Consider the following 13,768-nt stretch of genomic DNA (forward strand, 5'->3'; position numbering starts at 1 on the left):
CGGCTAGGCGGCGAGGTCGTTCCGTCCGGTGCCCCGGGCGGGGCCGCCGAGCCGGGGCTCGGGGATGCCGACGGCCTCGGGGCGGGGCGCCGCGTCGGCCCGGCGGGAGCGGACGAGGCGGGCGCCGCGTCCGGAGCGGGCGACGGCGGAGACGACGGGCGTGAGCAGGGCGAGCGCGACCGGGGCGAGGAGCAGCGCCACCGCCGTGCCGAGGGCGAAGCCGCCGATCACGTCGGTCGGGTAGTGGACGCCCATGTAGACCCGTGCGAAGCCCTCGACGAGCGCGAGGCCGATGGCGGCGAGGCCGAACCGCCGGTTGGCGACGAAGAGGCCGACGCCGAGCGCCATCGTGAGGGTGGCGTGGTCGCTCACGAACGAGAAGTCCGTCTTCCCGTCGACGAGGACCTCAAGGCCCTGGTGGTCCTTGAAGGGCCGGGGACGCTCGACGAAGCCGCGAATGGGAATGTTGACGAGAAGGGCGATGCCGGCGGCCAGCGGGGCCCAGACGAGCCCGGCGACGGCCGAGACGGAGTCACCGGGAGCACCGCGCCGGCGGACGCTCCACCAGCACCAGAGCACGACGAGGACCATCGCGAGCACGATCCCGTACTCGCCGGCGAACTCCATGACGCGGTCGAACCACGGCGGGGCGGCCTTGGCCAGGCCGTTGATGTCGTAGAGCAGGCCGACATCGGGGTTCACGGCGTCCGATGCGAGTCCAGCCATCTGCTGCGGGCCCCTTGCTCTCGTGTCTGGTTTCCAACCCCCGTGGGCAGAGCGGTCGGATCGGGGAACGAACCGCCTGAGGCGTACGTTCCGCTCTCTCCGGTGGATCATGACGACGTTATCGAAGAGTGACGGTTCACCGCAGCTCAGGGCCTGTGCATGACGGAGAGTTCCAGCCATGCCCGATACGCCGGGAAGGCGGCCGACGGCCCGTCTGCTTCCCTCAGGCCTGCGGCAGATGGGTGGGCAGCGCCGCCGCGCCCTCCTTGGTGACCCGGGTGGCACCGAAGTAGTCCGGGGTGTCGATCCGGTCGAAACGGATCACCGCCCCGGTGCGCGGGGCGTCGATCATGTAGCCGCCGCCGACGTAGATGCCGACGTGCCGGATGGCCCGGGAGTTGGTCAGGTCGTCCGAGAAGAAGACGAGGTCGCCCGGCAGCAGCTCGCTCCGGCTCGGGTGCGGACCGGCGTTGTACTGGTCGTTGGCGACGCGCGGCAGGGTCACCCCGACGCTGTCGTACGCGGCCTGGGTGAGCCCGGAGCAGTCGAACCGCCCGCCCTCCGCGGCCGTGCCCGTACCGCCCCAGAGGTACGGGGTGCCGAGCTTCCCCTGCGCGTAGGTGATGGCGGCCGCGGCCTGCTGCGAGGGCGCGACACGGCCCAGCGGCCGGGCGAAGCTCTTCTCCAGGGACCGGATGATGCGGACGTAGTTCCGCGTCTCGCTGATGGGCGGCACCCCGCCGTGCTTGATGACCCGGTACGCGCCCGCGTTGTACGCGGCCAGCATGTTGTCCGCCGGGTCCCCGGGCACGTCCTTCACGTAACCGGCGAGCTCGCAGTCGTACGAGGCGGCGGACGGGATGGCGTCCTTCGGGTCCCAGATGTCCCGGTCCCCGTCCCCGTCGCCGTCGATGCCGTGCCCGGCCCAGGTGCCGGGGATGAACTGGGCGATGCCGCGGGCGTCGGCCGAGGAGACGGCCTGCGGGTTCCAGCCGCTCTCCTGGTACAGCTGGGCGGCGAGCAGGGCCGGGTTGATGGCGGGGCACAGGTTCCCCCACTGCTGCACGAGCCCCTGGTACAGGGCGGGGACGGCCCCCTTCGCGAGGCCCACCGAACCGTTCTTGCCGGCCGTGCCGCCCGCGATCCCGGCCGCCGCGGAGTACGTACCGATGACGAGCATGGCGACGAACCCGAGACAGACCCCCAGGGCCCCACCGGCCACCAGCCACGCCTTGCCCGCCCTACGCACCGTCAACCACCCCTCGGTTCATGGCAGTACGCCAGGGCCGCCAGTCTAGGTCGCGCCCGACGCGGCCCCAAGAGTGCAACAACGACAATCATTGCCCGGAGTCACTCTCCGTGATACACAGAGTGACCATACGCTTCTTCGCATGGAAACCGGCCACGCCACCGCAGGTCAAGACGGTCAGATCGGTCAAGTGTGCGGGGATCGGGTAAAGAGAGCCGCCAAGCCGTCACACGTGAGCGGTTTCATCAGCGAAGATAGGGCGATGACCCATGCCGTCCGGCAGGGGCGACCAAGTACCCAACAGGGGCGGTGAGTTATATGTACCTGGCGGCCGACAAAGGCGACATCACCACCATCATCGGTGGAATCGCCCCCAACTGGGGTCCCTTCGGAAGCCTGGGCAACGAGGCCAAGGTGATGATCGAGGTCGTGATGGCCGTGGCCATCCTGCTCTGCCTCGGCATCGCCATCTGGGGAGCGGCCAAGCAGCGCATCGGCGCGACCGCCCTCCGGGACACGTTCAGCGCGGAACAGGGCAAGGGCCTGATCGTCGCCGGCCTGACCGGCGTCTTCATCATCGGATCGCTGGGGACGCTCTTCACCATCGTGTACGGGATGGCCGTCTGATCTCCCATCGGACCCGACCCTCCCGAGAATGCGTTCCCTGATGCCCAGTCATGTTGCAGCACGGCCGTACCCGCGAACGAGTGAGGGGGCGTACCCGGCATGAGTCCCGGCGACGAGCACGACAGCTTCGGCGGCGTGGGCGGCTCGGGCCAGACCCGGACCCGCCTGCCCGAGGGCAACAGCGGCGACGTCTACGGCGGCGCCCGCCGCCCCGTCCGCAGCTCCCGATCCCTCCTCACGGTCGTCGGCGTGGTGGTCCTCCTCGTCGCCGCCATCGCCTTCGCCAACCGCGGCGACACCCCCCCTGCCGACGCCTCCAACCCCCGCTCCACCACCCCCGGCCGCACCTCCCCCACCACCCCCACCGGCACCCGCCCCGTCACCACCAAAACCGGCACCATCCCCACGGGCTACAGCCACGACGACCAGGGGGCACAGAGCGCGGCCGCCAACTACGCGGTGGCACTGGGTTCGGCGGAGATGTTCCAGGACGGCTCCCGCGAGAACATCGTCCGCACCATCTACGCGCCCGCGGTCGTCGACGGCCTCCTGAAGCAGCTCGACGCCTCCTACTCGGCCGGACTCATGAACAGCGTCGGCCTCGACGCGAACGGCAACGTGCCCAGCGGCTTCAGCTTCGTGTCCCGCACCATCCCGGTCGGCACCAAGGTCACCGACTACACGGACGGTTCGGCGACGGTCGAGGTCTGGTGCACGGGCCTGGTCGGCCTCGCCGGCGAAGGCTCCACCAAGCCCGTCACCTCCTCCTGGTTCACGCTCACGCAGAAACTCACCTGGACCGGAAACGACTGGCGGATCTCCTCGTCCGGGCAGAGCGAGGGACCGACCCCCGTCAGCGGGGACAACCGCGCCTCCCTCGCGGACGACATCGCCAAGGCCGTGGACGGATACGGAGGCTTCACCTATGCCCGCTAGCCGAGGCCCCGCGGGCCGCTCGCCGGCCGCACGCGCCACCGCGCTCGCCACCACGCTGACGGCCGCGTTCCTCTCCGTACCCCTGCTCCTGGCCCCGGCCGCCCACGCGGCCCCCACGCCCACCCCGCCGGCCCCGACACCGACGCCGACTCCGAGCCCCACCTCCAACGAGTGCGGGCTGATCTTCGGCCAGGCCCGCGAGCTGTGCGAGAAGGGCCAGACGGGCGGCACCGGCGGCTCCTCCGTCACCGACCCCACCTCCGCCCTGGACCCCCTCTCCTCCCTCGCCCGCGGCTTCGCCGACGCCGCCATCAAAGTCGTCGACGTCCTCTCCAAGGCAGTCAAGGAAACCGCCGACGTCGACTTCACCAACATGCAGTTCCTCGGCCGCTACGCCATCGTCTTCGCCGCCGCCACCTTCCTCACCCTCCTCCTCTGGCTCCTCGCCGTCGCCAAGCGGGCCGTCCGCGGCGTCCCCCTCACCACGGCCCTCTCCGAAGCCATCGGCTTCCTCTGGCTGACGGTCCTCGCCTCCGCCTTCACCCCCCTGATCCTCTACACCGTCGTCAACGCCACCGACGCCATCACCGAGGTCATCGCCTCCGGCACCGGCCAGCAGACCGACATCTTCTTCGGCAGCTTCAAACAGGCCCTCCAGAAGGGCGACAGCATCGGTGGCGGCCCCATCATGCTGATCATCGTCTCCCTGGTGACCGTCCTCGCCGCCGGCGTCCTCTACCTGGAACTGTTCCTCCGCGCCGTCCTGCTGTACGTCGGCGCCCTCCTCGGCGTCGTCGTCTACTCCGGCCTCGTCGACAAGAACATGTGGGGCCACGTCCGCCGCTGGGCCGGCATCATGATCGCGATCATCCTGGTCAAACCGGTCATCGTGATCGTCCTCGGCCTCGCCGGCGCCCTCTCCTCCGGCACCGGCCCCGACTCCGTCTCCGCCGTCGTCTCCGGCCTCTCGATCATCCTGCTCGCCATCTTCGCCTCCGCGATGATCTACCGCTTCGTCCCCGGCTTCGGCGACGAGATCGCCGCCTCCCGCAACAACCGCCTCCACCGCGCCGGCGAGAACGCGGCCGCCGCCGTCATCTCCTCCCCCGCCTCCCTCGTCTCCCAGGGCATCAAGACCCACAGCACCCGCGACAGCGGCGGCGGCGGCACCCAGTCCTCCGCCCCCCGCCCCGCCAACCCCGTCTCCGGCGGCATGGCCGCCCACAGCAGCCGCGGCGCAGGCGGCGGCACCGGCGGCGGCAGCTCCACACCCCCGCCCCGCAGCAGCAGTCCCACCGCGGGTACCCCGCACAGCAACCGCAAGAACTCTGGAGGTGCAGGGCGTTGACGACCCAGTCCCAGCCGGTCGCGCCCCGCCGCACGTATCTCGTCGGCCGCGCCCGGCCCAACGCGATCGTCGGCAAGAACCGCGAGACCGGCGAGATCGCCCTGATCATCGTCGGCGCCTTCCTCGGCATGATGAGCGGACTCCTCGTCCCCGCCCTCCCCCTGCGGATCGCGCTCCTCGCGGGCCTCCCCATGCTCGCGATCGCCGCCGTCTACCTCCCGTACAAGCACCGCACCTTCTACAAGTGGTTCGAGATCAACCGCAGCTACAAGCGGATGCTCAAGCGCGGCACGGCCTACCGCTCCATCGCCTCCGAGGCCGGCACCCGCCTCGACGGCCGCGAGGTCGAGGTCGGCCCGCCCCCCGGCATCGGCCACGTCGGCTGGCTCTCCGCCCCCTTCGGCCCCGACGAGATCGCCGTCCTCCTGCACGCCGACCGCCGCACCGTCACCGCCGCCATCGAGATCGAGGGCCCCGGCGTCGGCCTCCGCGACAGCGAGGACCAGGAAGCCCTCGTCGACCGCTTCGGCACCCTCCTCAAGCACGTCGCCAACGGAGACGGCTTCGTCACCCGCCTCCAGATGCTCGCCCGCACCCTCCCCGCCGACCCCGACGCCCACGCCAAGGACGTCGCCCAGCGCGGAGACACCCAGGCCCCCGCCTGGCTCCAGGAGTCCTACGACCAGCTCCAGTCCATGGTCTCCACCTCCAGCGAGCAGCACCGCGCCTACCTCGTCGCCTGCATGCACTACACCCGCGAGCTCGCCGCCGAGGCCAACGCCATGGCCCGCGCCGCCCGCCACGCCTCCGGCGCCCGCAAGCTCGACCGCGACGCCGGCATCGCCGTCGTCATGGCCCGCGAGCTCACCGACATCTGCGCCCGCCTCGCCGAGGCCGACATCCGCGTCCGCCAGCCCCTCGGCCAGTCCCGGCTGTCCTCCCTCGTGCACTCCATGTACGACCCGGACCACCCCATCGACCACATCCAGGCCATGACGAAACGAAACGCTTGGCCCGCCGAACTCGACGCGATGGAACCGACCTACCTCCAGGCCAAGACCCGCGAGTCCTCCACCCGCGCCCCCTGGTGCCACGCCACCGCCTGGATCAAGGAGTGGCCGATGACCCCCGTCGGCGTCAACTTCCTCGCCCCGCTCCTCGTCCACACCCCCGACGTCATCCGCACGGTCGCCGTCACGATGGACCTGGAGCCCACCGAGGTCGCCATCGAGCGGATGCTCACCGAGAAGACCAACGACGAGGCCGACGCCAGCCGCGCCGCCAAGATGAACCGCACCGTCGACCCCCGCGACATCGCCGCCCACGGCCGGCTCGACCAGCGGGGTGAAGATCTCGCCAGCGGCGCGGCAGGAGTCAACCTCGTCGGGTACATCACGGTGTCGTCGCGTTCGCCCGAGGCCCTCGCCCGGGACAAGCGCACGATCAGGGCCTCCGCCGGCAAGTCGTATCTGAAGCTGGAGTGGTGCGACCGCGAGCACCACCGGGCCTTTGTGAACACCCTGCCGTTCGCGACCGGCATCCGCCGCTAGGGCCGAAGGGGCACAGACCCATGCGAGATCCGCTGTCCGTCCTCACCGACGCCTTCACCTCCTTCCTCTTCGGGAAGGTGGAGACGACCCGCCTGCCCGTCCGCACCTCCACCGGGCAGGCCCAGGCCGTCTACCTGCCGACCGCCGCGCCCGGCCTCGGCGACTCCGGCGTCATCATCGGCCGCGAGGTCTACAGCGGCAAGGGCTACATCTACGACCCCTTCCAGCTGTACGGGCAGCAGCTCCCCGCCCCCCACTGGCTGGTCCTCGGCGAATCCGGCAACGGCAAGTCGGCCCTGGAGAAGACCTACGTCCTCCGCCAGCTCCGCTTCCGCGACCGGCAGGTCGTCGTCCTCGACGCCCAGGGCGAGGACGGCGTCGGCGAATGGAACCTCATCGCCCAGGAGCTGGGGATAACCCCCATCCGCCTGGACCCGATGGTCGCCAACGACTCCGGGATCCGCCTCAACCCCCTCGACCCCTCGATCACCACCACGGGCCAGCTCGCCCTGCTCCGCACCATCATCGAAGTGGCCATGGGCCACGGCCTCGACGAGCGCTCCGGCTTCGCCCTCAAGGTCGCCCACGCCTACGTCACCGAACACACCACCGACCGGCAGCCGATCCTCACCGACATCGTCGAACGCCTCCGCCACCCCGAGGCCGAATCGGCCGAGGCGATGAACGTCGACATAGACGACGTACGGGCCTGGGGCCTGGACGTCGCCCTCGTCCTCGACCGCCTCGTCGACGGCGACCTCCGCGGCATGTTCGACGGCCCGACCACGGTCGGCATCGACCTCGACGCCCCCCTCATCGTCTTCGACCTGTCCCACATCGACCGCAACTCCATCGCCATGCCCATCCTCATGGCGATCGTCGGCGTCTGGCTGGAACACACCTGGATCCGCCCCGACCGGAAGAAGCGCATCTTCCTCGTCGAGGAGGCCTGGCACATCATCAACAGCCCCTTCGTGGCCCAGCTGTTCCAGCGCCTCCTGAAGTTCGGCCGCCGCCTCGGCCTGAGCTTCGTGGCCGTCGTCCACCACCTCTCCGACGTCGTCGACGGAGCAGCGGCAAAAGAAGCGGCGGCCATCCTCAAGATGGCCTCCACCCGCACCATCTACGCCCAGAAGGCCGACGAGGCACGCAACACCGGCCGGGTCCTCGGCCTGCCCCGCTGGGCCGTCGAGATCATCCCCACCCTCACCCCCGGCATCGCCGTCTGGGACGTCAACGGCAACGTCCAGGTGGTCAAACACCTCATCACCGAGAAGGAACGCCCCCTCGTCTACACCGACCGCGCCATGACGGAGTCCTCCGTCGCGGACCCGGAACTCGAGTGGGAGACCGAACAGCGCGCGATCCTCATCGAGCAGCAGGTGAACGGCACTTCACAGTCGACGGTGGCGTGACGTGACCGAGCAGAAGAGGCAGGGCGGCGTCTCCGACGGCTTCGTCGTCGGACTGTTCGCCCTGGTCCTCGGCCTCGCGGTCCTCGTCTGGACCGCGACCGGCCTGGCCGGACTCCTCGCCCACGGCTCCTGGCCGACCGGCGTCACCTTCACCCGCACCCCGCTCGCCCTGCGCTCCCTCACGACGGCCCCGACCGACCTCCCTGCCGCCTGGCCGGCCACCCCACCGGGCACCCTCTCCGGCTACGGCCTCTTCTGGGGCCTGCTCATCGGCGAGGCCATGATCCTGATGGTCCTCGCGGTCTTCGCCCTCGGCACCCTCACCCGCTGGCGCGCGGTCCGCGCGAACCGGAAGGCGGGCGCGTACGAGACGGCCCCGGTACGCAAGGACACGGGCGTACGGAACCACACGGAGGCACGGGAGGAACCCGCCACGCCCCCGGCCCCCCGCCGCCCCACGGAGCAACAGCCCCAGACCCCACCCCCGGCAACAGAGACACCGACCCCGCCACCGACCCCCATAGCCACCCCCCGCACCCTCTACGGCCCCCCGGACACCCGCCGCCCCGCCGCCGTACAGGCGATCCTGGACGCGGAGGGCCCGGCCCTGGTCGTCACCTCCGACCCCGCCGTCTGGTCCTCGACGAAGGACGCGCGCGGCAAACTCGGCCCCGTCCTCGTCCACGACCCCGGCCACCTCTGCGACACCCCCGCCCGGCTCCACTGGTCACCGTCCGAGCACTGCGAGGACCCGGCGGTGGCGCAGGAACGCGCGGCCGCCCTGCTCTCCCCCGTACGCCCGCACTCCCGCCTGGACGCGGCCACCGCCGACACCGCGGAGACGCTCCTGCGCTGCTGGCTGCACGCCGCCGCCATCGACGGCCGCCCCTTCCGACAGGTCCACCGCTGGGCACAGGGCGCGGGCGCCCACGAGCCCGTACGCATCCTCCGCAGCCACCCGAAGGCCGCCTCGGGCCTGGCGGGCCTCCTGGAGTCCGCGCTCACCGCACACCCGGAAAGCCGCCGCCTGGCCCAGGAACTGACGGCCCGTGCGCTCGCCTCCCTCTCCTCGATCCACATCAGGGAGGCATACGCGCCAAATCGAACTGACTCGCTGGCGCTCGCATCTTTCATCGCCGAAGGGGGCACCCTCTACGTGGTGGGCGAGGCGATCGAGGATCCCCGCACCCACCCCGGCGCGATGCCGCTCCTCACGGCCCTCGCCGCAAGCGTGGTCGAGCACGGCCGCCGCATGGCCGCACGGTCATCCGACGGTCGGCTCGACCCACCACTGACCCTCGTCCTCGACGACGTAGCCGCAGTGGCCCCCCTCCCCCAACTCCCGGACCTCCTGGCCACAGGCCACCCCCAGGGCCTCCCGACCTTCGCCCTGATGCGCTCCGAGGAACAGGCGAGGTCCCGCTGGCCGGAGGCCGTCGTGGGCAATCGTTCCGCTGGGTCGGAACGGGTGGGCACAACGGAACGGCGCCGTTAGCCGCGCCCAGGCTCCCGCGCCTGAACCCGCGCCCTACGAAGGCCGCACCAACTCGTACTCCAGCTCCCGCGCCGTATCGTCCCCCGGCACCGCCACCGCATCCCCGGTAGCGACGAACCCGAACCGCCGATAAAACGCCGCGGCCCGCGCGTTCTCCTCGTGCACGTACAGCCGCACCCGCTCCACCGCCGGCTCCGGCACCGTCCAGGACCACTTCACCCCCGCCCGGAACAACGCGTCGATCACCCCCGTCCCCCGCGCCTCGGGACGCACGTACACACCCACGATGTGCGTCTGGTCGACCTTCGCCGCCTCACCGAACCGCGCCTCGTCCGACGGCCGCTCCACGAGCAGCGTGATCGTGCCCGCCCAACTCCCGTCCGGGGCCTCGGCCACGAACTGCAGCACGCTCCCGTCGCCGCTCTCGGACGACCCCTCCGCCCGGTCCTTCCAGAAGGCGTCGGGCCGCTCGACGGCCGCCTCGTACGTGTCGAGGAACGCCAGGTGCGCGATCGGGTCCTGGAGGGCGGCCAGCCGGATCTCGCGGGTCTTCTCCCACTCGTCGGCGCGGATGGTGCGTATCGAATAGTCCATGCCGCCGATCCTGGCGAGCCCCACACCCCGCTGACAAGCCCTTTCCGTCGTACCCGGGTACTACGGCCCACCCCGCGCACCCACCCGCGGTCCGACGCCCGGCCCCCGCCCGCTCCCTACCGTCGAAGACATGATCCGAGCAGAGAACCTCACCAAGAAATACGGCGACACCACCGTCGTCGAGGACCTCAGCTTCACCGTCCACCCCGGCTCCGTCACCGGCTTCCTCGGCCCCAACGGCGCCGGAAAGTCCACCACCCTCCGCATGATCCTCGGCCTCGACGCCCCCACCCGCGGCCACGCCACCGTCGACGGCCGCCCCTACGCCGCCCACCCGGCCCCGCTCACCCGCGTCGGCGCACTCCTCGAAGCCCGCTCGGTGCACCCCGGCCGCTCCGCCCACCACCACCTCATGGCCCTCGCCCACACCCACGGCATCCCCCGCGCGCGCGTGGAACGCGTCCTCGCCCTCACCGGCCTCACCCACGTCGCCCGCAGACGCGTCAAGGGCTTCTCCCTCGGCATGGGCCAGCGCCTCGGCATCGCCGCCGCGCTCCTCGGCGACCCCGCCACCGTCGTCCTCGACGAACCGGTCAACGGCCTCGACCCGGAGGGCGTCCTCTGGATCCGTACGCTCCTCAAGAACCTGGCGGCCGAGGGCCGTACCGTCCTCGTCTCCTCCCACCTCATGAGCGAGATGGCCCTCACCGCCGACCACCTGATCGTCATCGGCAAGGGCCGGCTCCTCGCCGACACCACCGTCGACGAGCTCGTACGGGCCTCCGGCGGCGCGAGCGTCAGGGTCGTCACCCCGGACGCGGACCGCCTCCGCACGCTCCTCCCCGCCCTCCCCGGCGCCCGGATCACCACGGAGACCCCCGACACCCTCCTCGTCACCGGCCTGGAAGCCGCGGAGATCGGCCGCACGGCCGCCGCCCACGCCGTCCCCCTCCACGAACTCACCCCCCAGGCCCCCTCCCTGGAGCAGGCCTTCATGGACCTCACCCGCGACTCCGTCGAATACCAGGGAGCCCCCGCATGACCACCACCGCGCCCACGACCGCGATCACGATCACCCCGGCCCGCGTCCTCCGCTCGGAATGGCACAAACTCCGCACGGTCCGCTCCACCTGGATCACCCTCCTCGCCTCCGCCGCACTCCTCCTCGGCGTCGGCATCCTCATGGGCGCCACCTACACCTCCGACGGCGGCGACTCCGACGTCGACACCGTCGTCCTCACCCTGTACGGCTCCCAGCTCGGCGTCATCGCCCTCGCCGTCCTCGGCATCCTCGTCACCGCCGGCGAGTACGCGACGGGCATGATCCGCGCCACCCTGACAGCGGTCCCCCGCCGCCTCCCCGTCCTCTGGGCGAAGGCCACGGTCTACACGGCCACGGTCTTCACGATCTCCCTCCTCACGGCCCTCCTGACCTTCCTCACCGCCCAGATCTTCCTCTCCGACACCGACCAGGCCGCCTCCCTCACCGACGACGGCGTCCTCACCGCCGTCGCGGGCAACGCCGCCGGCGTCACCCTCCTCGGCCTGATCGCCCTCGGCCTCGGCGCCGCCCTCCGCTCGGTGCCCGGCGCGATCGGCGCCTTCGTCGGCGGAGTCCTGATCGTCCCGCAGATCCTCGGGATGCTCCCGTACGAGGCGATGGACACGGTCGTGAAGTACTTCCCCACCCAGGCGGCCGCCGCCCTCGGCTCCGCGACCCCGCTCCAGGGCGCCGCCTCGCCCGGCGCGGCCCTCCTCGCCCTGCCCCTCTGGGCGACCGCGGCACTCGCGGTCCCCGCACTGCTGCTCGAACACCGCGACGTATGAGGATGATGACGGCGTGACCACGGAGACGACGACAGCCCCGAGCCGGTACGCCCGACAGCTCATGACCCGGATCCGGGCCTTCGACGCCCGACACCCCTGGGTGTGGGACACGGCGGTCACCGCCTCCTGGACGACGGCGGCCCTCGTGGACGCCGCCGGCGGCTGGCGGACCACCGCCCAGGACCAGTCCGTCCCCGTCTGGCTCGTGGTCACCGCGACCCTGACGCTCTCCGTCCCCCTCTACTGGCGCCGCCGCCACCCGATGACCGCCCTGGCGGTGATGGCCTGCGGAGCGATGGCCGGCGACGCCTCGGGCGCCTTCCTCCAGTCCGGCTACCTCCAGGCGCTCCCGCTCTTCCACATCGCCCTCAACCGCCCGCCCCGCGCACTCCTCTGCTCCCTGGCCCTGCTCGCCCCGCCGCTGGTCGCAGGCGCCCTCCGCTTCCCCCAGGAGTCCTGGGAGCAACGCCTCGTCCCCGCCCTGTGGGCGTACGCACTCGTCGCCCTCCTCGGCATCACGGTCCGCTCCCGCCGGGACGAACGCGCCCACGAGGTCCGCCTCGCCGCCACCGCCGAACGCGCCCGGATCGCCCGGGAGATGCACGACATCATCGGCCACAACCTCTCCGTCATCACCGGCCTCGCCGACGGCGGCCGTTACGCGGCCGCCAAGAACCCCGAGCGCGCCGCCCAGGCCCTCGACGCCATCGGCACGACGAGCCGCCAGGCCCTCGCCGAACTCCGCCGCCTCCTGGGCGTCCTGCACGAGGACGCCGAGACCGCGACCCGCGCCCCCCAACCGACCCTGACCGACCTGGCCCCCCTCATCGAAGGCGTACGGAAAGCAGGCCTGCCGGTCGAAGCCACCCTGCCCTCGACCGCCCCCGCCCCCACCCTCTCGGCAGGCGCCCAACTGACGGTCTACCGGGTCCTCCAGGAAGCCCTGACGAACACCCTGAAACACGCGGGCCCGGACGCGACGGCAACCGTCCGCCTCTCCTGCACCTCCGACACCCTGGAACTCCTGGTCACCGACACCGGAACACCCTCACCCACCCCCTCCCAGGGCCAGGGCCAGGGCATCACCGGAATGCGCGAGCGCACGGCCCGCTACGACGGCACACTCGAAAGCGGCCCACTGCCGACCGGCGACGGCTGGCGCGTACGACTCCGACTCCCCCTGGAGGACTCCCCCTCGTGACGACCGTTCTCATCGCGGACGACCAGCCGATGCAGCGCTTCGGCTTCCGCATGTTGCTGGAGAGCCAGGACGACATGACGGTCGTCGGCGAGGCCTCGAACGGCACCGAGGCGATCCGCCTGGTCGACCGCCACCACCCCGACGTCGTCCTCATGGACATCCGCATGCCCGGCCTCGACGGCATCGAGGCCACCCGCCGCATCATCACCACGGGCTCCCGCACCCGCATCCTCATCGTCACGACCTTCGACCTCGACGAGTACGCGTACGACGGCCTCCGCGCCGGCGCGAGCGGCTTCCTCGTGAAGGACGCCCAACCGGAAGAACTCCTCTCCGGCATCCGCGCCATAGCCGCCGGCGACGCGGTCGTCGCCCCCAGCCTCACCCGCCGCCTCCTCGACGCCTACATCCACCACCTCCCCTCCACGACCGCCCCGCCCCCACCCCCGTCCGAAGACCCCCGCCTCGCCACCCTCACCGACCGCGAACGCGAAATCCTCACCGTCATCGGCCAGGGCTGGAGCAACACAGAAATCGCGGAACGCCTCCACCTCGCAGAATCCACGGTAAAAACCCACGTGGGCCGCATCCTCGCCAAGACAGGCACCCGCGACCGCGTCCAGGCCGTCATCCTGGCCTACGACACCCACCTGGTCACGCCGGCCTGAACCCGCATGGACCTGCATTGGTCCCGAATTGGTCCCGAAACGCAGAAAAGCCCCGCACCAGATGGTGCGGGGCTTTCCCACAATGATTGTTCGGCGGCGTCCTACTCTCCCACAGGGTCCCCCCTGCAGTAC

The 13,768-nt window shown here is 71.4% G+C and carries 13 protein-coding genes; 10 read left to right on the top strand and 3 right to left on the bottom strand.

Annotated elements, in window-relative coordinates; all coding sequences use genetic code 11:
* Nucleotides 1-3 precede the first annotated feature (3 nt).
* Together ACH4TP_RS35810 and ACH4TP_RS35815 are read right to left on the bottom strand one after the other, a co-directional pair.
* Complete coding sequence (locus tag ACH4TP_RS35810; RefSeq protein ID WP_398440231.1) at nt 4-726, bottom strand: phosphatase PAP2 family protein; 723 nt, start codon at nt 724-726, stop codon at nt 4-6.
* Between the two features lie 223 nt (nt 727-949).
* Nucleotides 950-1,981, bottom strand: coding sequence for an NlpC/P60 family protein (locus tag ACH4TP_RS35815; RefSeq protein ID WP_389239088.1), 1,032 nt, complete (start codon nt 1,979-1,981; stop codon nt 950-952).
* Nucleotides 1,982-2,293: 312 nt separating this feature from the next.
* Here ACH4TP_RS35815 and ACH4TP_RS35820 point away from each other — a divergent pair, with 312 nt between their 5' ends.
* The 6 genes from ACH4TP_RS35820 (at nt 2,294) to ACH4TP_RS35845 (ending at nt 9,346) form a co-directional block, all read left to right on the top strand.
* Nucleotides 2,294-2,602 carry a hypothetical protein gene (locus ACH4TP_RS35820; RefSeq protein ID WP_388857185.1) on the top strand — a complete coding sequence of 103 codons (309 nt, stop codon included), beginning with the start codon at nt 2,294-2,296 and terminating at the stop codon, nt 2,600-2,602.
* A 99-nt stretch (nt 2,603-2,701) separates the two neighbouring features.
* Nucleotides 2,702-3,538: a hypothetical protein gene (locus ACH4TP_RS35825; protein WP_398440232.1), complete on the top strand. Its 837-nt coding sequence runs from the start codon at nt 2,702-2,704 to the stop codon at nt 3,536-3,538.
* The gene (locus ACH4TP_RS35830; RefSeq protein WP_398440233.1) at nt 3,528-4,886 is read left to right on the top strand and encodes a hypothetical protein; all 1,359 of its coding nucleotides are present in this window, start codon (nt 3,528-3,530) and stop codon (nt 4,884-4,886) included. The genes ACH4TP_RS35825 and ACH4TP_RS35830 overlap by 11 nt, the downstream gene beginning before the upstream one ends.
* Nucleotides 4,883-6,436, top strand: coding sequence for an SCO6880 family protein (locus tag ACH4TP_RS35835; protein WP_389239082.1), 1,554 nt, complete (start codon nt 4,883-4,885; stop codon nt 6,434-6,436). The genes ACH4TP_RS35830 and ACH4TP_RS35835 overlap by 4 nt, the downstream gene beginning before the upstream one ends.
* A gap of 20 nt (nt 6,437-6,456) precedes the next feature.
* On the top strand, nt 6,457-7,851 hold the full coding sequence (locus tag ACH4TP_RS35840; protein WP_389239080.1) for an ATP-binding protein: 1,395 nt from the start codon (nt 6,457-6,459) through the stop codon (nt 7,849-7,851).
* A gap of 1 nt (nt 7,852) precedes the next feature.
* A complete protein-coding gene (locus tag ACH4TP_RS35845; protein WP_398440234.1) occupies nt 7,853-9,346 on the top strand; it encodes a type IV secretory system conjugative DNA transfer family protein in 1,494 nt (497 codons plus the stop codon).
* A 33-nt stretch (nt 9,347-9,379) separates the two neighbouring features.
* Here ACH4TP_RS35845 and ACH4TP_RS35850 read toward each other — a convergent pair whose 3' ends face one another.
* On the bottom strand, nt 9,380-9,940 hold the full coding sequence (locus ACH4TP_RS35850) for a GNAT family N-acetyltransferase (RefSeq protein ID WP_398440235.1): 561 nt from the start codon (nt 9,938-9,940) through the stop codon (nt 9,380-9,382).
* Between the two features lie 130 nt (nt 9,941-10,070).
* Here ACH4TP_RS35850 and ACH4TP_RS35855 point away from each other — a divergent pair, with 130 nt between their 5' ends.
* The 4 genes from ACH4TP_RS35855 to ACH4TP_RS35870 are packed head-to-tail and all read left to right on the top strand — an operon-like array spanning nt 10,071 to nt 13,636.
* A complete protein-coding gene (locus ACH4TP_RS35855) occupies nt 10,071-10,982 on the top strand; it encodes an ATP-binding cassette domain-containing protein (RefSeq protein WP_398440236.1) in 912 nt (303 codons plus the stop codon).
* The gene (locus ACH4TP_RS35860) at nt 10,979-11,767 is read left to right on the top strand and encodes an ABC transporter permease (RefSeq protein WP_398440237.1); all 789 of its coding nucleotides are present in this window, start codon (nt 10,979-10,981) and stop codon (nt 11,765-11,767) included. Before ACH4TP_RS35855 ends, ACH4TP_RS35860 begins: the two co-directional genes overlap by 4 nt.
* Before the next feature lie 13 nt (nt 11,768-11,780).
* Nucleotides 11,781-12,968, top strand: coding sequence for a sensor histidine kinase (locus tag ACH4TP_RS35865; RefSeq protein WP_398440238.1), 1,188 nt, complete (start codon nt 11,781-11,783; stop codon nt 12,966-12,968).
* The gene (locus tag ACH4TP_RS35870) at nt 12,965-13,636 is read left to right on the top strand and encodes a response regulator (RefSeq protein WP_398440239.1); all 672 of its coding nucleotides are present in this window, start codon (nt 12,965-12,967) and stop codon (nt 13,634-13,636) included. Before ACH4TP_RS35865 ends, ACH4TP_RS35870 begins: the two co-directional genes overlap by 4 nt.
* Nucleotides 13,637-13,768: the final 132 nt, after the last annotated feature.

It is taken from the genome of Streptomyces sp. NPDC021012 (assembly GCF_044333355.1).
Taxonomy (GTDB): domain Bacteria; phylum Actinomycetota; class Actinomycetes; order Streptomycetales; family Streptomycetaceae; genus Streptomyces.

What these genes read in the sequence shown, in the direction of transcription:
- ACH4TP_RS35810 (WP_398440231.1), bottom strand. Translation starts at nt 726, where the DNA reads ATGGCTGGACTCGCATCGGACGCCGTGAACCCCGATGTCGGCCTGCTC.
- ACH4TP_RS35820 (WP_388857185.1), top strand. Translation starts at nt 2,294, where the DNA reads ATGTACCTGGCGGCCGACAAAGGCGACATCACCACCATCATCGGTGGA.
- ACH4TP_RS35825 (WP_398440232.1), top strand. Translation starts at nt 2,702, where the DNA reads ATGAGTCCCGGCGACGAGCACGACAGCTTCGGCGGCGTGGGCGGCTCG.
- ACH4TP_RS35830 (WP_398440233.1), top strand. Translation starts at nt 3,528, where the DNA reads ATGCCCGCTAGCCGAGGCCCCGCGGGCCGCTCGCCGGCCGCACGCGCC.
- ACH4TP_RS35840 (WP_389239080.1), top strand. Translation starts at nt 6,457, where the DNA reads ATGCGAGATCCGCTGTCCGTCCTCACCGACGCCTTCACCTCCTTCCTC.
- ACH4TP_RS35850 (WP_398440235.1), bottom strand. Translation starts at nt 9,940, where the DNA reads ATGGACTATTCGATACGCACCATCCGCGCCGACGAGTGGGAGAAGACC.
- ACH4TP_RS35855 (WP_398440236.1), top strand. Translation starts at nt 10,071, where the DNA reads ATGATCCGAGCAGAGAACCTCACCAAGAAATACGGCGACACCACCGTC.
- ACH4TP_RS35860 (WP_398440237.1), top strand. Translation starts at nt 10,979, where the DNA reads ATGACCACCACCGCGCCCACGACCGCGATCACGATCACCCCGGCCCGC.